7 protein-coding genes and 1 pseudogene are annotated in these 23,050 nt (G+C 70.4%); 4 read left to right on the forward strand and 4 right to left on the reverse strand.

Features of this window, described 5'->3' with window-relative positions:
• Window positions 1-2 precede the first annotated feature (2 nt).
• The 3 genes from recD to recC are packed head-to-tail and all read right to left on the reverse strand — an operon-like array spanning window position 3 to window position 9,306.
• Window positions 3-2,084 carry an exodeoxyribonuclease V subunit alpha gene (gene recD, locus AC099J_RS30235; protein ID WP_479619025.1) on the reverse strand — a complete coding sequence of 694 codons (2,082 nt, stop codon included), beginning with the start codon at window positions 2,082-2,084 and terminating at the stop codon, window positions 3-5.
• Window positions 2,081-5,791 (reverse strand): exodeoxyribonuclease V subunit beta, encoded by a 3,711-nt coding sequence (gene recB, locus AC099J_RS30240; RefSeq protein ID WP_479619026.1) that lies wholly within the window; start codon window positions 5,789-5,791, stop codon window positions 2,081-2,083. The genes recD and recB overlap by 4 nt, the downstream gene beginning before the upstream one ends.
• Window positions 5,788-9,306 (reverse strand): exodeoxyribonuclease V subunit gamma, encoded by a 3,519-nt coding sequence (recC, locus tag AC099J_RS30245; protein WP_479619027.1) that lies wholly within the window; start codon window positions 9,304-9,306, stop codon window positions 5,788-5,790. Before recC ends, recB begins: the two co-directional genes overlap by 4 nt.
• Window positions 9,307-9,607: 301 nt before the next feature.
• Between recC and AC099J_RS30250 the strand changes: the two genes are divergently transcribed.
• The 3 genes from AC099J_RS30250 to AC099J_RS30260 all read left to right on the forward strand — a co-directional run bounded on the left by AC099J_RS30250 (window position 9,608) and on the right by AC099J_RS30260 (window position 18,687).
• Window positions 9,608-11,431 (forward strand): ShlB/FhaC/HecB family hemolysin secretion/activation protein, encoded by a 1,824-nt coding sequence (locus tag AC099J_RS30250; protein ID WP_479619028.1) that lies wholly within the window; start codon window positions 9,608-9,610, stop codon window positions 11,429-11,431.
• A 61-nt stretch (window positions 11,432-11,492) separates the two neighbouring features.
• A complete protein-coding gene (locus tag AC099J_RS30255; protein WP_479619029.1) occupies window positions 11,493-17,672 on the forward strand; it encodes a YDG domain-containing protein in 6,180 nt (2,059 codons plus the stop codon).
• Window positions 17,673-17,742: 70 nt separating this feature from the next.
• Entirely contained in the window at window positions 17,743-18,687 is a 945-nt protein-coding gene (locus AC099J_RS30260; RefSeq protein WP_479619030.1) for a M14 family metallopeptidase, read from the forward strand.
• Window positions 18,688-18,969: 282 nt separating this feature from the next.
• Here AC099J_RS30260 and AC099J_RS30265 read toward each other — a convergent pair.
• A pseudogene (locus tag AC099J_RS30265) lies at window positions 18,970-19,320 on the reverse strand (hypothetical protein); the annotation flags it as partial.
• 136 nt (window positions 19,321-19,456) lie between these two features.
• Here AC099J_RS30265 and AC099J_RS30270 point away from each other — a divergent pair.
• Window positions 19,457-23,050 carry a Tc toxin subunit A-related protein gene (locus AC099J_RS30270; protein WP_479619031.1) on the forward strand — a complete coding sequence of 1,198 codons (3,594 nt, stop codon included), beginning with the start codon at window positions 19,457-19,459 and terminating at the stop codon, window positions 23,048-23,050.

A 23,050-nucleotide genomic window follows, 5' to 3' on the forward strand; every position in this document is an offset into this window, starting at 1 on the left:
CCCTACCCGCCCACCAGCCCCCCCACCCGCTCCACCCGTCGCCCGATCGCCCCGCGCAGCACGCCCGCATCGGCCACCAGCGTCAGCCAGTGCCGTGCGCGCGTGATGCCGGTGTAGACCAGTTCGCGCGTGAGCACCGGGCTGAGACTGGCCGGCAGCAGCAGCGCGGCGTGGCTGAATTCCGAGCCCTGGGACTTGTGGACCGTCATCGCGAACACGGTCTCGACCGCGCGCAGCCGGCTGGGCAAGACCCAGCGGATGCCGTCCTCGCCGTCGCCGGCCGCAAAGGCCACGCGCAGCGTCCAGCGCGGCTGCGGCTCGCCCGCGACGTGCGTGGGCAGCGCCAGCGTCACGCCGACATCGCCGTTCATGAGGCCCAGGCCGTAGTCGTTGTGCGTGACCAGCACCGGCCGGCCCAGGTACCAGCCGCCATGCCCTGCGTCCAGCAGGCCTTGCGCGCGCAGCAGCTCGGCCACCCGCTGGTTCAGGCCCTGCACGCCCTGCGGTCCATTGCGCAGGGCGCACAGCAGCTGGAAGCGGCCGTGGGCGCCCAGCACGTCGCGCGCCCAGGTGTCGAACGCTTCCTGCGGCGCGTGGCCATCCGGCTGGCGCGCGCGCAGCAGTTCCAGGTAGTGCCGGTAGCCCACAGGCGGCGGCTGCGCGTCATCGAACGCCAGGCTCGCCTGGCCACTGCCGGCGAAGCCCTGCGGCGCACCGTCGACCACCAGGCGGCGCAGCGCGGCGTCGTCGCCCGCTGGCTGCTGCGCCAGGTCGGCGTGGCCGCTGGCGAACACCTTCTGCAAGCCGCGCCAATCGCCTTCGTTGACGGCGTGCGCCAGCCGGCCGATGCCGCTGGCGGCGCTGAAGCGGTGGCTAACGCGCAGTTTGGCGATGGCCTGGTCCAGCGGGCGGCCGGCGGTGTCGATGAGCGCGGCGTCGAGCGCTTGCCCGCTGGCCGCCTGCAGCCAGGCCGCCGTCTCCGGCAGGTAGTGGCCCGCGTCGGCGCGCTGACACAGATCGCCCAGCACGGCGCCGGCCTCGACCGAGGCCAGCTGGTCCTTGTCGCCCAGCAGGATCAGCCGCGCCTGCGGCGGCAGCGCGGCGCAGACGCTGGCCATCATCTCCAGATCCAGCATCGAGGCTTCGTCGACCACCAGCAGATCGAGCGCGAGCGGGTTGCGCGCGTGGTGCCGAAAGTGCCGCGTGTCGGGCCGGCTGCCCAGCAGGCGGTGCAGCGTCGTGACCTCGGTCGGGATGGCGGCGCGCACGGCCTCGCCGCCCGGCAGATGCCGCATCTGCAGGCCGGCCACGGCGCCGGCAATGGACGCATTCAGCCGCGCGGCGGCCTTGCCCGTGGGCGCGGCCAGGCGGATGCGCAGCGGGCCGGCACCGCCTGACAGCGCCTGCGACTGCAGCAGCGCCAGCAGGCGCACGACGGTGGTGGTCTTGCCGGTGCCGGGGCCGCCCGTGACGATGGCAAAGCCCTGGCGTGCGGCCAGGGCGCAGGCGGCCTTCTGCCAGTCGAACACGGCGCCGTCGCGGGTGGGGAACAAGGCGTTGAGTGCGCCGCGCAAGGTTGCGGGTTCGGCGACCACCGCAGGCAGCGCCAGCCGCTGCGCGATGGCGGCGCGCACAGACTGCTCGTACTGCCAGTAGCGCCGCAGGTACAGCCGCGTGCCGACCAACACCAGCGGCTGATCGCCCGGGCCGTTGCCGACGAGGGCAGGCTCGTCCAGCGCGTGTTGCCAGCGCACCATCTGCACACCAGCCAGCAATCGCGCGGGTGGCTCAGGCGGCTCGTCTGCATCGACCAGCGGGCGCGCGCCCTCGGGCGGCAGCGACAAGGCTTCGCCGGCATTCGCCAGCGCGGCCGCCAGATCCAGGCAGGCATGGCCACGGCCCAACTGGTGGCTGGCCAGCGCGGCGGCCAGCACCAGCAGCGGGTCAGCCTGCGGCGCCTGCCGCGCGAGGAAGGCGGCGAACGCATGGTCCAGCGCGCGCAGCCAGCCTTGTTCCACCCAGCGCTGCAGGGCCGCCAGCATGGGCGCGTGCTGTGGCGGAACGGGGCCGAGAAACACCGTCATGCCGACACCTCCCGCTGCCCGCTGAACAGCGCGTCCAGCGCCTCGATCAGCGCCTGCGGCGGGCACTCGGCATGCACGCCTGCGCCCGGCGCCCCGTGGCCGCGCAGGAACAAGGTGACCGAGCCGCCCATGTGCCGCGCATAGTCGTAGCCCGGCAAACGCGCGCGCAGCAGCCGGTGCAGCGCGAACACGTACAGCACGTACTGCAGCTCGTAACGATGCGCCAGCACGGCATCGCGCATGGCGTCGGGGTGGTAGTGGGCATCCTGCGGGCCGAGCCAGTTGGACTTGTAGTCGGCCACGTAGTAGCGCCCCTCGTGCGTGAACACCAGGTCGATGTAGCCCTTCAGCATGCCGTGCATCTGCTGCGGCGCGAGCGCAGGGCGCGGCGCGGCGGCCAGCGTGTGGCGGCGCACCAGCGCGTCGAGCGCGCGCGTGTCCACCTGCTGCGCGGCCAGCCAGAACTCCATCTCGATCTGCACCCGGCCGAGGGCGGCGGGCGCCACGGGGGCCGCGTCGTGCAGGCCCAGCGGCAACGGCGTTGCCACCCAACGCAGCAGCCAGGCCTGCAGCACCGGCGCCCAGTCGGCGTAGCCCTGCGAGGCACAGCGCCGCGCGACCTGGTCGGCCAAAGCGGCCTGCACGGCGGCTTCGGCCCGCACGCGCGCAAAGCCCTGCTGGCCCATCCACTCCAGCAGGCCATGCAAAAAGGTGCCGGGGCCGGCGCCACGCGCAAACGCGTGCAGGCTCAGCGCATCGGGCGCGGGCAGCGGCGCGGGTTCGCCGTCGGCCAGCGCGTCGGTGCGGCTGTCGGCGTAGATGTCCTCGGCCGCGGTGGTGGGCATCGGCGCGCTCGCATCGACCCCCTCGGGCGTGTGCGACGCTTGCGGCCCGGCCTCGGCGCGGCACAGGGCGGAGTAGCTGGCGATCCACCAACGCTCCATGGGCTCGGTGGGCAACGGCGGCTCGGGCGCCAGACGCAGTGCCTGCGCGTGGTCGTCGAAGCGGTCGCCATCCGGCGCGGGCGCGTCCTGCACGGCGATGGCGTCAGACGCCAGGGCCTGCAGCGCGGCACGCAACACGCCGGGCGGCAGCGCGGCGCCACCGCCGAGCAAATAGCCCAGCGCGCTGCGCGCCACGTCTTTGGTGGCGGTGACGCCGACCCAGGTCGCGTAGCGCGCCCGCGTCAGCGCCACGTAGAGCTTGCGCAGGTCTTCGCCCAGGCGTTCGGCGTCCACGCGCGCCAGTTCGACGTCATCGGCCTGCAGCGCCACCACGAGGCGGCCGCCGTCGTCGTGCCACTTGAGTGGCAGGTCGCCGGCCTTGGCCGCGCGCAGCGCGGTCGCGAACGGCAGAAACACGAGCGGGTATTCCAGCCCCTTGGACTTGTGCACGGTGACGACCTGGAGCAGATCGGCATCGCTCTCCAACCGCAGCCGGCGCGCATCGGCATCGCCACCGGCGCCACCGGCGCGCTGCTCGGCCAGCCAGCGGATCAGCGCATGTTCGCCATCGAGCTGGGCACTGGCCTGCTGCAGCAGCTCGGCCAGATGCAGCGCATCGGTCAGCATGCGTTCGTCGCCGGCTGCCAGCAGGCGCTGCGGCACGCCGAAATCGTGCAGCAGGTGGCGCAGCATCGGCAGCACGCCCTGGCGCTGCCAGATGCGCTGGTAGCCGCTGAACTGCAGCACACGGGCTTCCCACTGCAACGCATCGTGGCCCAGCGCGTCGAGCGCCTGCCAGTCCAGCCCCAGCAGCGCGCTGCCCAGGGCGGCGCGCAGCAGGCGCTCATCTTCGGGCGTGGCGCAGGCGGCCAGCCCATGCTGCAGTGCGGCCGCGACCGGGCTGTCGAACACGGAATCCTGCTCCGACAGGTACACGCTGCGCACGCCGCGCGCGCCCAGGGCCTGGCGCATGGCGCGCGCCTCGCTGCCCTTGTTGACGAGCACGGCGATGTCGCCCGGGCGCAGTGGGCGCAGCCGGCCCTGGTCGTCGCGAAAGCCGGCGCGCTCGTCCTGCCCCGCGTTGAGCAGCCGCACGATCTCACTGGCGCACATGGCGGCCATGCGGCCTGTGGCGTCGGTGCCGGCGTCCTGCACCCACGCGGTCAGCGCGGCGGGGGCGCGGCCGTCGAGCCACCAGCGCTGCGCGCGGCCTCGGGCCTGCACCGGCACGAAGGGCAGCGGGTTGCCGTCTGCTATGCGAAAGCCGAAGGCGCCCTGCCCGTCCAGCCGCTGCTCGGCCTGGTCGAACACGGCGTTGACCGCGGCCACCATGGGCGCGGTGGAGCGGTAGTTGGTGCCCAGCGTGGCGTGGCGGCCGGCCGTGTCGCGGCGTGCGGCCAGGTAGGTGTGGATGTCGGCACCGCGAAACGCGTAGATCGCCTGCTTGGGGTCGCCGATCAGCAGCAGCACTGCTTCGGGCGCGTTCGCGGCGACGCCGTAGACGGTGTCGAAGATGCGGTACTGCAGCGGGTCGGTGTCCTGGAACTCGTCGATCAGCGCGGCCGGAAACTGCCGCCGGATCAACGCCGCCAGCCGTGGTCCGTTCGGGCCTTGCAACGCGCCATCGAGCCGGGTGAGCAACCCGTTGAAGCCCATCTGCGCGCGGCGCGCCTGCTCGTGCGCCATGCGCTGCGCGCACCAGTGGGCGGCGTGGCGCAGCAGGGCGTGCTGGCCGTCGGGCAAGGCTTTCACTGCGGCGCGCAGGCTCTGCAGCGCAGGCCATGCCGCATGGTCGAGCAGGGCTGCCAGCTGGGCGCTGTCGCCGGCCCAGCCATCGGCCAGGCCGTCGGCGCACAGGCGCTCCCAGGCGGTCTTGGTCAGCACCGGCTCGGGTGCATCGCCTTCGGCCCACGCACGCAACGCCTGCATCCAGTCCTTGCGCTTGGGCAACTTGCAGTGCCTGGCGGTGGCCGCGTCCTCCAGCCGGCGCAGCAGCTCGGCCGCCCATCCGGTGTCACCGGCCCACGGCGCTTTCAATGCGGCCAGCGCGCGGCTGGCCACTGCGCGCGCCGTGGCCAACGCATCCGCCGGTGCCTCGCCCTCGCCGAGCGCATCGCCCAGGCCGAGCAGCTTGTCGACGGTGCCTTGCAGCTTGGCGGGCGTCGGCCACCAGGCCCGCACCTGGGCCGCGTCGTCGGCGGCCAGGGGCGTGCAGAAGGTGCGCCAGTAGTCACGCAGCACCTCGGCCTGCAGCTCGGTCTGGTCGGCCTCCAGCGTGAGCTTGAAGGGGCTGCCGCTGTCGAAGGCATGCTCGCTCAACATGCGGTTGCACCAGCTGTCGATGGTCGAGACGGCGGCCTCGTCCATCCACTCGGCGGCCAGGCGCAATGTGCGGGCGCAGTCCGGCCACTGTGTCGGCGCGTAGCCGGCTCGCAGGTCGTGCAGCAGGTCGTGCCCGGGCGGGCGTTCAGGCACACCGGCAGGATCGGCAAGGAACGCCTCTGCCGCTTCGGCCAGCCGCGCGCGGATGCGGTCACGCAGTTCCTGGGTTGCCGCCTTCGTGAAGGTGACGACCAGGATCTCGGGTGGCACCAGCGGGCGCGCGAAAGCCGCCTCGCCGCCGTGGCCCAGCACCAGACGCAGGTAGAGCGCCGCGATCGTGAAGGTCTTGCCGGTGCCCGCGCTGGCCTCGATCAGGCGGCTGCCGCGCAAGGGCAGGCGCAGGGGTTGGAGCAGATCGGGCGCGGTCACTGGAGTGCTCATGCCGGGCTACTTCCCATGCGCTGAACGGCGTCATTCAGCGGCTCCAGCACGATGGTGACCCAGTCCGCAAACGCCCCCTCGCCCCACACATCGGCAAAGTGCGGATAGGCCCGCGCCAGGTACGCACTGCCCGCCACCTCGGCCCGGCTGAAAGGCCCGTCGCCCCCCTCGTAGCACGCCTGCGCCTTCTGCCAGGCCGGCGACTGCGGCGTGTCGTGCCGCGTGCCGTTCGCGTCGAGCCACGCAAAGCCGGTGCGCACCGCCAGCGGCAGCGGCATGCGCAGGCCCTGCTGCCAGGCCTCCAGCAGCCCATCCCACACCAGGCGCGCATCTTCCAGCGGCAGCGGCGACAGCGTCACCGTGCCGGCCTTGCTGACCACCACCGTGGTGAGTGGCGCGCCTGCCAGGTGCCCCGCCACATGCGCGACCCAGAACGGCAACAGCTTGTCGCGCCGCCAGCGCCGGTCCTTCACCAGCCCGGTGCTCTCCAGCAGCACGCGGCAGCGCGCGCCGGCATCGTTGGTGCGCAGACCGCCCAGCCAGTCCACCAGGCGCAGGGCGTCGGGCTGGCCCTTGGGCAGATGGTCCAGCAGCGCGTCGGCCACCGCATGCGGCCAGTCGGCCAGCACGCGCAGGTAGTCGCCGAACATCCGGTCCATGGGTTCGGCCAGCTCGGCGTGCACCAGGGCCCCGAAATGGCCGGCCGGCAACACGCCGCGTCGCGCCATGCGGGCCAGCTGGTCGGCCAGCGCGTCCTCACGCGGCTGGTCGGCCTGCAGGGCAGCCTTCTGTGCCTGGATCAACTCGTCCTGCAACTGCCAGTTCTGCAGGCCATCGAGCGCGAACGGTTCCTGGTCCTGCACCAGCGCATCGTCGGCATCGAAGTGCACGCCCAAACGCAACTGCATGAACGTGCGCGCCGGCTCCTTCAGGAAGTGCGACAGCAGGCGCAACGTCAACGGCCCGTCGAACTTGAACGGCGCGAGCGGCGCGTCGCGTGGGGCAGCCGGCGCCGCCGCGCTCGCCGGCAGCAGGCCCGCACGCCATTCACGCGCGTGGCTGAACAGCCGCGCGTCGCCGCCCAGCGTGAAGTACGCGGGGTGGAACGGCTGCAGCCGGTGCGCCACGGTCAACACCTGCAGCAGCCGCGCGCCAGCCTCGTCCTGCGCCAGCGCTTCATCGCCCACCAGGCGCCAGCCGGCGGCCAGGTGGTCGCGCAGCTGCGCCACCAGCACCGAGGGCGCACGCTCGCTCTGGTCGTGGATGCTGCGGCCGACCCAGCTCACGTGCAGCCGGTCGCGCGCGGACAGCAGCGCTTCGAGGAACAGGTAGCGGTCGTCCTCGCGCCGCGAGCGGTCGCCGGGCCGCCAGTCCTGCGCCATGAGGTCGAAGTCCATGGGGATGCGGCTGCGCGGGTAGTCGCCGTCGTTCATGCCCAGCAAGGCCACCACGCGGAACGGGATCGCACGCATCGGCATCAGCGTCGCAAACGTCACGGCGCCGGCGAAGAAGGGCTGGTTCAGCGCCGGCTGGTCGAGCTGCGCCAGCCAGTGCTCGCGCACGACGGACAGCGGCAATTCATCCGCCAGCGCGGCCGCGGCGCAGGCGTCCAGCCAGTCCTGCAACGCCGCTTCCAAACGGCGCAGCGTGAACACGTCGGCGTCCAGCGCGGGCGCGAAGCAGTCGGCCAGCAGTGCGCGCAGGCGTTCGCCCCACACCACCGGCGTGGCCGGCTGGGCCAGTGCGCGCCAATGCGTCTGCAGCGTCTCCAGCAACTGCGCAAGCGGGCCGAGCAACGCAGCATCCAGCCCGCCGATCTCGTCCAGCGGCTCGATGCCGGCCCAGTGCTGGCCGTCACCCACGGCATAGCCCAACAGCATGCGCTGCAGGCCGAAGTCCCAACTGTTGGCGCTGCCGGCCTGCGGCAGGTCCAGCGCGCGGCGCTGCTCGGCATGCAGGCCCCAGCGCACGTTGGCCGCGGCCACCCAGCGCGCCAGCAGCGGCAGTTGCGCAGCGTCGATGCCGAACCGCGCGCGCAGGGCCGGGACCTCCAGCCAGTCGAGCACGTCGCTGGTGGCCACGCGCGACTGCGGCAGCGCCAGCAGCCGCTCCAGCGCGCCCAGCAGCGGGTCGTGGTGGCGCTGCGCCTGGTCGGCCAGGCTGTAGGGAATGTGGCGCGCATCGTCCGGCGTGCGCAGCCCGAACACGGCCTGCACGTGCGGCGCGTAGGCGCCGACCTCGGGCACCATCACGATGACGTCGCGCGGGCGCAAGGTGGGGTCGGCGGCAAAGGCGGCGAGCAGTTGGTCGTGCAGGATCTCGACCTCGCGCTGCGGGCCATGCGCGATGTGCAGGCGGATGGAGTCGTCGCTTGCGTGCAGCGCCGGCCAGTGCGCCCGCGTCTCGGCCAGCGGCCGCAGGTCGCGGATGTCGTCCTGCAACTGGCGCAGCAGCCTGTCGCCGGCATTCGCGTCGAACACGTCGATGCGCTGGCCGATGGCGGCGATGCGCTCGGCATAGGCCTCGTGCGCGTCGTGCATGTCCAGCAGGCGGATGAAGTCGCGGCCCTGCTTGCCCCACGCGGCCAGCAGCGGCTGCGCATGCTGGTGCAGGTCGCCGTCGGCAATGGCGCCCTCGCTGCCGGCGCGGCGGCGTTGGCGCATGCGCTCGGCGCGCAGCAAATCCTTGTCGGCCACGATGTGCGACCAGTCGTGCGCGCAGGGGTTGTGCACGCACATGAGCACCTGCGTCCAGCGCGCCAGAGCGGCCAGCACCTCCAGCGATTGCTGCGGCAGCGAGGAGATGCCGAACACCACCAGCCGGCGCGGCAAGCCCGCCGGGCGCTCGCCAGTCCAGACCTGTGCTGCCGCCAGGAAGCGCTGGTGCACGGCGGCCCGGCTGCCGGCGGCGCCCGCTGGTCCCACGTCGTCCAGCAGCGCACGCCACAGGCGCGGCTGCCAGCGCAATTCCTCGGCCACGCGCTGGCGGCCGCCGCGGCTGGTGACGGTCTCGTCGCGCCCCGCGCCCCAGTCACCCAGCCAGTCGGCGCGGTAGACCTGGTACTGGTCGAACAGGTCGGCCAGGCGCTCGGCCAGCTGGTGGCGCTTGCGCAGATCGGCATCGTCCAGCAGGAAGCGGCGCAGCGGCGCGAACACGTCTTCGGCCAGCAAGGCCGGCAGCAATCGCATCAACCGCCAGACCAACAGCGGCTTGTCGAAGGGCGAGACGGTGGGCACGGCGTCATGGCCCAGCACGGCGCGGTAGGCCTGCCATTGAAAGCGCGAAGGCAGCTCGGTGCGCAGCGAAGCGGCGATGCCCATGCCGCCCTGCGCAGGCGGCTGCGCCAGCGCCAGCCGCAGCCACTGGGCCACGCCGTTGCTCTGCACCAGCACCCATTCGTCCTCCAGCGGCGCCAGCGGGTGCTGGGCCATCCACGCCAGCATCAGGTCGCGCAGGGCTTCGGGGTGGTTGCTGTGCACGGCCATGAAGCCAGGGGCGAGGGGGGTGTCTGTCATCAGGTTGGCGAAAAAGGGTGCGGCCATTGTGGTCGCGGTGAGGTGAAGCGCACCGCAGCGATGACTCACAGCACACACCTGCAGGACTTCGATTCATTGCACACAAACGCAGAGGGCGAGTACAAGTTTTCACAATGAATGCAACCCCTTGCGCCCCCAATGAAACAGCGCCTCGCGTTGCGTTTCCTCACGATTTTGATGCGCGTTTGATCTGGCGCTGCAGATCGTCCACGCCTACATTGCGGTCTCGTTCGCACAGCACTGGCGACCGAATTTCCCGTGAAAACCAGGCCACAAGAAGATGAACACCCTGACCTCACCTCGCCTCTCCGTGGCCAGTCGCCACGTCCCGCTGCACCGCAGCGCCTGCGTCCTCGCAATCGGACTGTTCGGAGCCCACGTCGCGTGGGGCCAGACCAGCCCGCCAGTCAGCGCAGGTTCGCTACTGGAGCAGCAACGCCGCCAACCCCCCACAGCGCCGCCGCAGGCACCCGAGGCCGGCGTGCTGCCGGCCACGCCCCCGCGCCCTGCACTCGACACGACAGCAGCGAACCCGGGCCTGTCGGAAACGACGGTGCTCCAGTTCGATGTCGCCGGGAACACGCTGCTGACCGACGCCGACGTGCAGGCCGCACTGGCCCCCTGGCTGAACCGCGTCGTCGGCCTGCCCGATCTGCGTGAGGCGGCCAGCACCCTGGAGGATGCCTACCGCGCAAACGGCTGGCTGGCCCGCGTCACCCTGCCGGCGCAGGACATCACCGACGGCACGGTGCGCATGACCGTCACCGAATCGCGCATGGGCCGTGTGCGCCTGCAGCAGGGCACACCGGCACTGCGGGACGCACTCACCGCCCGCGTGCAGGCCATGCTGGAGCACCAGCTGCCCGAAGGCCAACCTTTGAGCCTGCATGCGCTGGAGCGTGCGCTGCTGCTGGCTGACGAACTGCCTGGGGTGCGCGTGCAAGGCAGCCTGCAGGCGGGCGACAGCCCGGGCAGCACCGATGTGCTGGTGACGCTCAGCCCCGGCCCGGCTTTGCGCGGCGAGGCCAGCGTGGACAACGGCGGCAACCGCGCCACCGGCGCGGAGCGCCTCAACGCGCAAGTGCACCTGCTGTCGCCGCTCGGCCTGGGCGAACAGTTCAGCCTGGGCACCAGCATCAGCCGCGGTGCGCAGTACCTGGGCCTGGGCGCCAGCGCGCCGTTGCCCGGCACGCCGGGGCTGCAGGGCTGGCGCATGGTGGCCCATGCCAACGCGCTGCGCTACCAGGTGCGCAGTGCGCGCAATACCACCACCGGCCTGGCGCCTGAAGGCGACAGCAACGCCCTGGGCTTCGGCGTTCAGTACCCGCTGGTGCGCACGGCCCTGTCGCACTGGCTGTTTTCTGCTGGCGTGGGGCAGACCCGTTTGCACAACCGCGACGACAACGTCGTGCTGAACCAGCGCGAGACCACCAGCCGTGGCCGCACCCGCACCCTGCAGCTGGGTCTGGCCGGTCACCGGTTCGACCGCTGGGCCGGCGGCGGTGTGACCAGCGCCAGCGCGGCCCTGACGCATGGCCGCCTGAACCTGGACGGCTCGCCCGCCAGTTTCCTCAGATCCGATGCCCAGTACGCCGCCACAGAAGGCGGCTACACCAAGCTGCGCTGGAGCGCCACGCGGCTGCAGACGGTGGCCCCGCGCACCACGCTGGTGGCCTCCGTGCTGGGGCAGTTTGCCAGTGGCAACCTGGACGCGTCGGAGAAGCTCTACCTGGGCGGCATGCACGGCGTGCGCGCCTACCCCAACGGTGAGGCCGCTGGCAACACCGGTCTGCAGTACACGCTGGAGCTGCGCCACAACTTCGCGCCGCAGTGGGAAGCCAGCGCCTTCTACGACTGGGGCGAGGTCCACCAGTACAAACCCAACCACTACGCGGGCGGCACGCAGCAACTGGTGCTGCGCAACCGCATCGAGTTGCAGGGTGCCGGCCTGGCGCTGGCATGGAACGCCGGCCACGGCGTGAAGCTCAAGGCCAGCTGGGCCCGTCGCATCGGCAGCAACCCACTGGCCACCGCCAGCGGCGCCGACACCGACGGCAGCCTGCACAAGAACCGCCTCTGGCTGGAAGCCAGCATCGGGTTCTGACCTGACTCCTTGCAGTCGGTACGACTGCAGCGCCATGGACTTCTGACCTACGGGATCTCACATGAACCACGTCTATCAACTCGTCTGGAATGCCGCGCACCAAGCCTGGGTCGCGGTCTCGGAAGTGGCCAGCGGCATCGGCAGCCGTGGCACTGTCCGCATCCGTCCCATGGCACTGGGCCTGGCGGCCTGGTTGCTCGCGTTGGCCGGCCCGGCAGCGGCCCAGGCCATCGCGCCCACCACACTGCCCCAGGGGGGCGTGGTGACCCAGGGTGCGGCCACGCTGCAGGGCGCGGGCAGTGCCACCGCGCCGGTGTTGAACGTGAACCAGAGCAGCCAGCGCGCCGTGCTGAACTGGAACAGCTTCAACCTCGGCTCGGCCGGCACGGTGAACTTCAACCAGCCCAACGCCCAGTCCGCCACGTTGAACCGCGTGCAGGACATGCAGCCCAGCCACATCATGGGCCGCATCACCGCACCGGGCCAGGTCACGCTGATCAACCCGGCGGGCGTGTATTTCAGCCCCGGCGCGGTGCTCGATGTGGGCGCGCTCACCGCCACCACGCTGCAGCAGACCGATGCCGATTTCATGGCCGGCAACGCCCGCTTCAGCCGCGACGGCGCCACCGGCCGTGTGGTGAACGCGGGCAACATCCAGGCCCGCGACTACATCGCCCTGCTGGCGCCCGAGGTGCGCAACGAGGGCCAGCTCACGGTGGCCACGGCCGGCACCATCGCGATGGCCGGCGGCGAAGCCATCCAGCTGCACTTCGACGCCTTCAGCCGGCTGGCCAGCCTGACCGTCACGCCCAGCCAAATCGCCACCTTGGTGGAGAACCGCAGCGCCGTGCTGGCCCCCAGCGGGCAGATCATCCTGAGCGCCAGGGCCCTGCGCGGCCTGCAGGCCGGCGTGGTGAATACCGGGCATGTCGACGCCACCAGCCTCACGGCCAAGGGCGGGCGCATCGTGCTGGAGGGCGACCACATTGCGCTTGCGGCCGGCAGCAGCCTCAACGCCAGCGGCGCCACCGGTGGCGGCACAGTGCTGGTGGGTGGCGACTGGCAGGGCAGCGGCCCCATGGCGCAGGCCACGACGGTGGCGATGGAGGCAGGCGCCCGCATCGACGCCAGCGCCATGCACAGCGGCGACGGCGGCAAGGTCGTGCTGTGGAGCGACGTGCACCAGGCGGCCGGCAGCACCACCGTCAACGGCCGCATCACGGCCCGGGGCGTGGGCAGCGGCGGGCGGGTGGAGACCTCGGGCCACACGGTGGTGCTCGGGTCCGCCCAGGTCGACGCCGGTGGCCAGGCCCAGGCCGGGCTGTGGCTGATCGACCCCTACGACTACACCATCGGTTTCGGCGAGGCGGCCACCATCAGCGCCAGCCTGAGCGGCGGAACCAGCGTGACGGTGGACACCAGTGCCGACATCGCCGGCCTGGGCAGCTCGGGCAATGTCGGCGACGCCGGCGACATTGCCGTCAACGCCGACATCAGCAAAACCGGCGGCGTCGACGCGACACTGACCTTGCGCGCGCACAACGACATCGTGGTGGCGACGAACGTGGCCATCGGCTCCACCGCCAACCGTTTGAACGTGGTCTTCAACAGCGATCTTGACGGCGACGGCGCCGGGGCGATTGAGCTGAACACGGGCTCCAGCATCACCAGCAACGGCGGCAACGTCACCCTGGGCGGCGGTGTAGCGGGCGACGGCTCGGGCAATGCGGCTGGCAATGCTGTCAACCGATACGGCGTGCGGCTGACCACTGCCACCGTCGATGCCGGTGGCGGCAATGTGGCGATGCGCGGCATTGGCTCCACCGACGCGGATGGCGTCGAGCTGCGTGACAACAGCATCGTCACCACCAGTGGCACCGGCACCGTGACCCTTAGCGGCACGGGCGGCGGCGGTACCGTAGACGTAGTGGTCGGTGTCAGTGTCGATTCGTCGACTATCAGCGTCGCCAGCGGGGCCATCACCCTCACGGGAACGGGTGGCACCGGCACCGGCGAGGATCTAAGCGGCGTCAACCTGGGGGGCAACGCACAGATCACTTCGACCGGTGGCAACATCAACTTCACCGGCACAGGGGGCGGCACCGGCAATGGGAACGTCAACCACGACGGTGTGCACGTTGAAGGCCCGGTGACGGTGAGCGCTGGCGGCGCCGGGAATCTGACCATCGTCGGCACTGGAGCCAGCAACACGGCCGGCCGTTCGTCAGGTGTGCAGCTCAACGACGGCTACACGCTGCAAACGGCCTCGGGCCGCCTCAGCATCACTGGCACCGGTGGCCCCGGAGGTACCGGCGGTACCGGCATCTCAGTGGAAGACGGTACGTTGCAGACCACCGCCGGTGGCGACATCGATTTGACCGGGACATCGTCTGGCAACGACGGCTCGCGCGGCCTCGCCTTGATCAGGGGCGCAGTGGTGCGCGCCACCGGCGGCGGCAATATCGTCCTGACCGGCACCGGCTTGGGGGCAAACGACGCAGGAGGTGTCCGGTTTGACAATAGCGCAGCTGTCAGCACCACGGCAGGCACAGTCCAGATCCTGGGCACGCTGGGCCTTGGTGCGACAGGTACGTCGAAGGCGGTGCACCTCGACGACAGCAGCTCCGTCAGCGCCAATGGGGCCATCAGCATCGAGGGCGACACCCAGGGGCAAGCTGGGGCCGCGGGGGTGCTGCTGGGGACGGGCGCCAGCATCGGCACCAGTAACAACAACCCCATCACCATCACGACCGACAGCTACTCCGGCGACGGCACCGAGTCCGTGTCGGCAGGCACCGGCATCGTCAACATCCGCAACCGCACGGCAGGCATGCTGATCGACCTGGGCGGGGCCGATGTGCTGACCGGCGGCCCGCTGACCCTGGGCCTGAGCGATGCCGAGCTGGCCCGCATCACCGCAGGATCTCTGGTGGTGGGCCGCAGTGGCGCGACGGCGCCTGGGGCCATGACGGTGTCCAGCGCAGTGGCCCCCCTGCTAGCCACCAACGTGACGCTGCTGACCGGCTCCACCCTCGCCATCGACGCACCCATCACGGTCAACAACACCCTGACGCTCACCGCCTTGGGCAACGTCAGCCAGACCGTGGGCGGCAACATCAACGCTGCCAACTTGCTGCTCAACGGGCCGGGCAACTACGCCCTCACTGCGGTCGACGTCAACAACATCGCCGCTGCAGGCGTAGGCGCTGTCAGCTTGCAGAACAGCGGCGCCCTGCAGATCGGCAGCGTGGACGGCGTCAACGGCATCTCCGCCAGCGGGCCGGTGTACCTGGGCACTGCCAGTGGCGATCTGACCATCGCCCAGAGCGTGACCACAACTGATTCCACCAGCAGCGCCATGTTGCTCAACGCAGGGGTGGACAGTGCCGCGGGTACCGCCAGCGGCGGCAACATCGTGTTCAGCGGCAGCCCTGCCATCACCACCGGCAGCGGCGGGCGCACTACGTTGATGACGGGGTCGGTCGGCGGCAGCACCGGGCTGACCAACTTCGTGGGGGCGGGCAGCGGGCGCTTTCGCTACAACAGCGACGAAGTCACCACCAACTACACCACCCCGTTGGGCAGCGGTGCCTACGGCATCTACCGCGAGGCCCCGACGGTGAACCTGGCCGCCGGCAGCACCTCTACCACCTATGGCAATGCAGTGCCCGGCCTCAGCGGCACGGTGACCGGCGCGGTGAATGGCGACACACCGGGTGCCTCCGTCGCGGTGGGCGGCGCGCAATCGGGCTCGGGGAACTACACCGCGGGCAGCCACAGCCTGACCCCCTCCAGCCCCGCCGCCCTGGCCCTGGGCTACACCATTGGCACGGTGACGCCTGGCACCTTGGACGTGGCCCAGAAGACGCTGTCCCCGAGCCTGGTTGGTGTCGACCGCAACTACAACGGCACCACGACGGCCAACGTGATCACCAGCCCCGGCAGCTTGTCCGGTGGCGACGCAGTCACGGTGACTTACACGGGTGCCAACTTTGCCGACAAGCACGTCGGCACGGGCAAACCCATTGCCGTCACCGGCCTCGGTCTGTCCGGCGCCGATGCGCTGAACTACACCATCGCCCCTACCGGCACCGCCAGCGCCAGCATCTTCGCCGCACCCATCACCCTGACCAGTTCCACGGTGAGCAAACCCTACGATGGCACGCCGGGTGCGCCAGGCACGGCCTCGGTCAGCACGGGTACGCTGTTTGGTGGCGACACCGTGAGCGGCGGCACGTATACCTTCACCGACGGCAACGTGGGGCCGGGCAAGACCGTCACCGTTTCAGGCATCACCGTGGTGGACGGCAACGGCGGTGCCAACTACATCGTCACCTATGCCCCCAACACCAGCAGCAGCGTCACCCCGGCCACGCTGACGGTGACCGCCCCCACCGTCAGCAAGACCTACGACGGCACCACGCATGCCACGGGCAATGCCACCGTCGGCGCGCTGGCTGGCAGCGGCGCAGGCGAGCAGGTGGGGCTGCCCGCCACCGTGGCCTACACCGACAAGAACGTGGGCGTGGGCACCAAGACCACGCGCGCCGCAGGCCTGACCGTGGTGAACAACATGGGCATTGATGTCACGGTCAACTACGCGATCACCTACGTGGACAGCAACGGCAGCACCATCACCCCGGCGCCGCTCACCGTCACAGCCAATGCCGATGCCCGCTTCGTCACCCAGCCTGATGTGGCCGGCTACAACGGGGCCCGCTACGACGGGCTGGTCGGCGGTGAAAGCCCCAGCGTGCTGAGCGGCACGCTGCTGATCACCCGGCCTGGCGCCGCCACGGACGTGGCCGCCGGCATCTACCCCGGTGCCCTGGTGCCTGGCGGCGTGTCCTCGGGCAACTACAGCATCACCTTTGCCCCCGGCACCTACACCATCGTGCCGGCCAACGAGTTGCTGGTGCGGGTGGCCAACACCAGCACGGTCTACGGCACCGCGCCCACGCTCAACGTGACCAGCGTGCAATACCTCACAGCCGACGGCAGCACGCTCTACACCTTGACCGGCAGCGCTACAGGCAACACCTGGAACTACAGCGACGGCGTCGGCGGCAGCATCACGTTCACCCCCGGCCCCCTGGGGGCCGGCAGCAGCACCGCCGGCAAGACCCCCGTGGGCAACTACGCGCTGGGCGATCCCGCACCCGCCGTGGTGGGCAACAACTTCGATGGCAGCCCGGTGTTCGTCGGCAACCTGGCGGTCACGCCAAAAGCCGTCACGGCCGGCACTACGGGCCCCAGCAAGACCTACAACGGCACCACCGACATGCAGGGGCTGACGCTGGCGCTGTCGGGCAAGGAAGCGAGCGACAACCTGCTGGCCAACGGCACCGGCGCGTACGCGCACAAGAACGCCGGCACCCAGCAGGACTACGTCGTGCGCGACCTGGCCCTGGCCGGCAGCGATGCCCGCAACTACTACCTGGCGGGCAACAACAGCCTGACCGGCCAGGACGGCATCATCACGCCGGCCGCCATCACCCTGTCCACCACCGACGTGGTCAAGATCTATGACGGCAACACCAGCGCTGCGGGCACGGCGGTCGTGGTGGCAGGCCAGCTGTTCGGCGGCGATGCGCTCAGCGGCGGCAGCTTTGCGTTCAGCGACGAGCGCGTGGGGACTGGCAAGACTGTCACGACCACGGGTGTGGCGGTGGGCGACGGTGTGAACTTCAACAACTACACCGTCGGCTATGCCGACAACACCAACAGCGCCATCCTGGGCGGCTTCGACCCGCTGGGCAATGACACACAAGGCGACCGGGTTCTGCGCGAGCTGGTCGCCAACGCGCCGCAGGCCATCATCGATGCCGGCGGCAGCACGGCCCAAGTGGCGGGCCAGCGCAGCCGCATCGACAGGACAGACGGAGGCCCGGGCCCGCTGGACACCGAGGAGCCCCAAGGCCCGCTTGTGCTGGTCACCCCGATCCGCGACGCCACCGCCCAGGTCACGGGCCTGGTGCAGGCGCGGGTGAGCACGGCGGCGCGGCGCGCACCCTCCTATGCTATCGTCTTGCCCGAGCGCACGGCCGGGCTGCTGCGCGGCGCCGGGGGCCAGGTCGGCGCCACCTTGCCCGAGGGCCGGGCGCTGCCGGCGTGGCTGCAGTTCGATGCGCAGAGGCTGGCGTTCACGGCCCGCGAGATGCCTGTCGATGGCTTGCCGCTGACGACGTGGGTGCGCACGGGGGCTTTGCTGGCGGAGGTCGAGATCACCGAAATTCCCTGACACGAGGGGCCGGGTGGCACCCGTAAGATGGCTGCTCCATTTCTGAAGCGGCCCTGCGCCGTGCCCTGCAATGAGCATTCCCGCGTCCCTGCCCGCCCTCGAAGTCCTGCCCCGCGACCTGTCCGCCTACCGCGAGGGCAACACCGGGGTCGACTACGTGCACCGGTTCGATTCCGGCCGACCCGGCCCGCATGTGCTGATCAACGCGCTGACGCACGGCAACGAGATCTGCGGCATGGTGGCCGCCACGCACCTGCTGGACACGGGCGTGCGGCCCCAGGTCGGCACGCTGACGGTGAGCTTTTCCAATGTGGCGGCCTACGAGAGCTTCGACATCGAGAAGCCCTTCGACAGCCGCCAGCTGGTGCACAACATGAACCGCATCTGGTCCACCGCGTGGCTCGATGGCGCCGAGGACAGCCCCGAGCTGGCCCGCGCGCGCGCCCTGCGCGAGGTGGTCGATGCGGCCGACCACATCCTGGACATCCACTCGACCAGCCAGGATGTCCCCGCGTTCTGGGTCTACCCGGATTTCGCGCGCAACGCCGCTGTGGCGCAAGCCATCGGCCGCCCTGCCCTGCATCTCTTGATGCCGCAGGGCCTGGGCACCGGCACGCCGCTGATCCAGTTCGGCCGGCACGCCAGTGACGGCCCCGGGCCTGGGGTCGCGCTGGTGGTCGAATGCGGTCAGCACTTTCACCGTGCGGCGTCGGATCTGGCGACGGCCGTGACGCTGGACTTCCTGGCGCACTTCGGCCTGATCGAAGCCCCCACGCCGCGCCCGCCCGCACAGCCGTCGCAGCGGTTTGCATTGATCGAAACCTTCCTGGTGCGCACGACCGAGTTCCGCTTCGAGCGGCCGCTGGTGGGGCTGGAGACGTTTGCCGAGGGCGAGCTGATCGCGACCGACGGCGACCACCAGATCGTCTCGCCGTGCGACGGCTGCACGGTGTTCATGCCCACGCGCGAGCCGATCGTGGGGCGCGAGGCGGTGTATTTGACGCGGGCGGTGTAGGACTGACCACTCCTGGTGAATGATGTTGGTCAGGATGGCAAACTCCTGGCCCTTCTGGATGTCGTGCTCGCGCCAGTAGTCGGTGAGCTTGTTGCGCGTTTCCTGGCCCGTCATGCGCTGCTGGATCCACTTGTCGCTGCGGCCGTGCTGCTGCCAGGTCTGGCGCGCCCGGTCCAGCGACAGGGCAGGATCGGCCATCTCCTGCATTCGTTCATAGCCCACCTTGGCCAGCCAGAGCTTGATGGGTTCGGCCTTGGGGCTGGGCACCGACTGCACGAGACGCAACAGCGTCTGCGCGGTCGCAACGTCCGCGAGTCGTTGTTTGCCGTCGGCGGCTGGCAGCTTCAACTGGTGACAAGCTGTCACCAGTTCACTGCCCTCGGTCTTCAGGCGGCGCTTGAGCTGGTTCCAGTATTTGCGCGCTGTCAGGTCGTCAACCTGCTCGGTCAGGATTTGGACCACATCCACCACGGAGAACCACCACGTGTCGGTGGTCTCGTCGTAGACGCGGCGGATGTCATGGCCATCGAATTGGGTCGGCAGGTTCAGCATCGGTTCGCTCCATGATTTCTTGTCGAGGTGGATGATGCCAAACGACATCTCCTGTTTCCAATGTTGCCCGTCGGCCAACATCCCGACACACGCCCGTACCTCTCGTTGCCGGGCACGGCCCGCACATCCTCAAGCCTGCGGACGCCGCACCTGGAAAGACTGCGCACCGCTCCCTAGACTGATCCGGCACGCACATCGTTCCACGAGAGGCATTTCCATGGCGTTCCACCTCGAGAATTTTCTGACCGTTCGACAGGTCTACCCCGGCATCAGCACGCAGCGCCGTTCGCGGCTGGAGGTGACGCCGCCGGCCAATGCGGTCGAGCTGGACTACCGCGAGTTGCTGTCTGAAGCCAACCTCAACTTCTTCCACCGCGAACACACGATCGCGCTGCAAAACTACTTTGCACTGCGGCAAAAAATCGTCGAGCAAAGCCACCCCGAACTGCCGCGCGTGCCCGGCATGGGGCGCAGCTGGGCGTTCGAATGGGCGGGTGTGCGCATGGACCGGGTGCTGGAGCTGTCGCGCCGCGTCGCCGGCACCACCAGCCCGGGCGAGCGCATGCGCTCTCGGCTGGGCGATGCCTCGCCGATCCGCGTCGGCGAGTTCGAGGCCGATGCGCGCCTGCGCCCCTGGACCACACTGGGCGTGGACGTGCGCCAGGTTGCCGCCGACCCCAAGCTGCGTGACCGCGCCCGCGAGCTGGTGGCCGCCACCAAATTCGACGAGGCCGTCACGCAATACAGCGCCGCCGCCGAGGCCGCGCTGGCCGCTGGCGACGTGGAGCTGGCCGCCGACATCACCAACGAATCGGCCGTGATGCTGGCCAGCTATGTGCCCGGTGCCGCGCGCGAGACCGCACTGAAGCAGGCGCTGGCGACCACGCAGCAGGCCGAGAAGCTCTACGCCAAGGCCGGCAACACCGAGGGCCAGAAGATGGTGCTGGCCAACCGGGCCGGCATCGAGGCCGAGATCGCCGCGCTGGGCACCGCGCCGGCACCTGGGCGCATCACGCCGATACGCGCACCCGGCGCCAAGCTGAGCAAGACGGACAAGGTGACCGCGATCACCAAGATCCCGGTGCGCCCCGGCACCACGACGACACCCGGGACGCCGCCGATCGCCACGGCGCCCACGGCCCCGCCAGCGCCAACCGCCCCGACCGCGCCGGGTGCCACAGACACGGCCACCGCCACCTCCATCCGCCTGAACCCGAGCCTGGCCCAGACCGGCGTGCTGAAGGCAGAGGCCCGCATCGACCGCACGCAGATCATGCTGCCGGCCACGCAGACCGCGCGCGTGCTGGTGCTGCGCGACGCCACGGGCTGGCAGGCCGCCACCACCACGCTGGGCGAGCGCGCCGCCACCGTCACCACGGCCCGCACGCTGGGCATGTTCCGGCCCGAGGGCACGCAGGTGCTGTCGCTGGCGCAGGCCGACTTCAGCCAGCAGGCGCGCACCCAGCTCTACCAGCCGCGCGTGGCCGCCACGACGCTGGAGAAGCTGCGCTTCTACGAAGAGGTCGAGGTCAACTTCGTCGCCTACTACGTGCACCTGTATTACTTCGTGCTGCCGGTGGCGATCGGCGACACCTACGCCGCGATGGGCCAGTACGAGAAGGCCATCACCGAATACCGCAGCGTGCTGGCCTACCCGTTTCTGAACCTGGGCATCGAGGGCCGCTTCCTGTGGCTCAAGATCGCGCAGGCGGCGCTGCAGGCCGGCAACACGCTGTTTCGCCGGGGCCTGCGTGCGGCGGCGGCCACGCAGTACGCACGCATCCTCGCAGCCGACGGCAGCGTGCCGGCCGCCACGCCGCTCTACCAGGGCAGCGCCTTCGCCCCGCTGGTGGCCGAGGTCGGCGAGGTGGCCAAGCAGATCCGCAGCGAGGCGCATGCGGCCTTCAACCCACGCGTCGGCGCGCTGGTGATGCAGGTCGCGCTGCGCCAGCGCTACCTGGCGCAGGGGCTGGATTTCCTGGGCCTGTCGGCCGACCACGCGCCGCTGCTGCGCTTCAAGTACCTGCAGTCGGTGGCGACCTATTTGGCCGACAACGCCATCGAGGCCGAGCGCACCTTCATCGGTTACCGCTCCAATGCCGAATCGCAAAAGATGGAGCACATGCAGCTGGAAAGCACGGTCGAGATCAACAAGGCCGCGCTGGCCATCGAGCACAAGCGCATGGAAGACGCGCAGCTGGAAGCCGAGGCCGCGCGCCGCACCCGCGAATACGCCCAGCTGCGCCGCGACAACGCCAACGCCGCCATCGACGAGTGGGACACCAGCGGCCGCGAGCTGACCTCGATGAACGCCGCGCTGTCCTGGGCCGGGCAGGCCGCCAACGACCAGGAGATCCGCTACACCGGCGTGCGCTACGACGGCGGCCGGCACGACTACGAGGGCACGGTGGAAGAGTTCTTCGACACCGTGGGCGAAAAGCGCGAATGGCTGGACTGGGAGATGCAGCGCAACCGGCTGGAGCGCCAGGCCGCCGAAGTGGCGGCCGAGGTCGGCCTGTCGCAGGTGCGCGAGGCGCAGGCCCAGGTGCGGCTGCAGGTGCAGGCGCTCAACGTGCAGATGCAGCAGTTGCGCGTGGAGGCGGCCGAAGAGGTGCTGGACTACGCCAGCGAGCGCATGTTCGACGAAGACCTGTGGTTCCAGCTGGCCGGCCAGTTGCAGGACCTGGCACGCGACTACCTGGACGCCGCCATCTACGCCGCCCGCGTCATGGAGCATGCCTATGCGCTGGAGTTCGACCGCAGGCTGAACCGCATCCGCCTGGACTACGGCATGGGCGGCCCGGCCGGCCTCTTGGGCGGCGACATGCTCAAGCGCGACGTGACCTCGTTCACCAGCGACTACCTGCAGCATGCGCAGAAGAAGAACCCGGTGCGCCTGGCGCTGTCGCTGCGCGAGGAGTTCCCCAGCGGCTTCGCGGCCTTCGTGCAGACCGGCGTGCTGCCGTTTCGCACCGACCTGGAGCTGTTCGACCGGCGCTACCCCGGCACCTGCCGGCGCAAGCTCAAGAAGATCGAGATCTTCGTCGAAGGCCTGGTGCCGCTGGAGGGCGCCAGCGGCTTCCTGACCTGCCACGGCATCTGCAGCGAATGGCGCAACAGCGGCGCCGGCTGGGCCAAGCTGCAGCGCGTGATGCCGGTGGAGCGCATGGTGCTGTCCAGCTACCAGTTCCGCCGCGACATCGCGGTGTTCCAGCCGTCGGAGGAGTTGCTGGGCCTGTTCGAGAACAACGCGCCGCAGTCGGACTGGACGCTGGAGATCCCGCGCTCTGGCAACAATATCGACTACGCCTCGATTGCCGACATCAAGTTCGTCGTGTACTTCGATGCGGATGTGGACGACGCGCTGGCCGCGCACGTGAAGGTCCACTACCCGACGACGGGCGGGCGCTCCACCGTGCTGTCGGCGCGCTTCCATGTGCCGGACGAATACTTCCGGCTCGACGTGGAGCGGCGCATCCGCTTCGGCGTGGCGCGCTCGGCGTTCGCCTTCCACCACGAATCGCCCACCCTGTCGGCCTACGGTGTGCGGCTGCTGGACAAGGCCGGCGCCGGCATGGCGGGCGCGCCGCTGCGCATCACCCGCGCGTCCGACGGTGTCGCCATCGACGTGACCACGGACGCCACCGGCACCGCCATGGGCGACGCCGCGACGATGGCCCCCTTCGACGCCTGGCTGGGCGCCAGCGCCATCGACAGCTGGGACGTGGCGCTGGGCGATGGCGTGGACTCAGCCACGGTGGGCGACCTGCAGCTCATCTACAGCTACCGCTTCGACTACCGCGCCGACTGA

This window comes from Rhodoferax sp. RT4P68 (assembly GCF_056521305.1).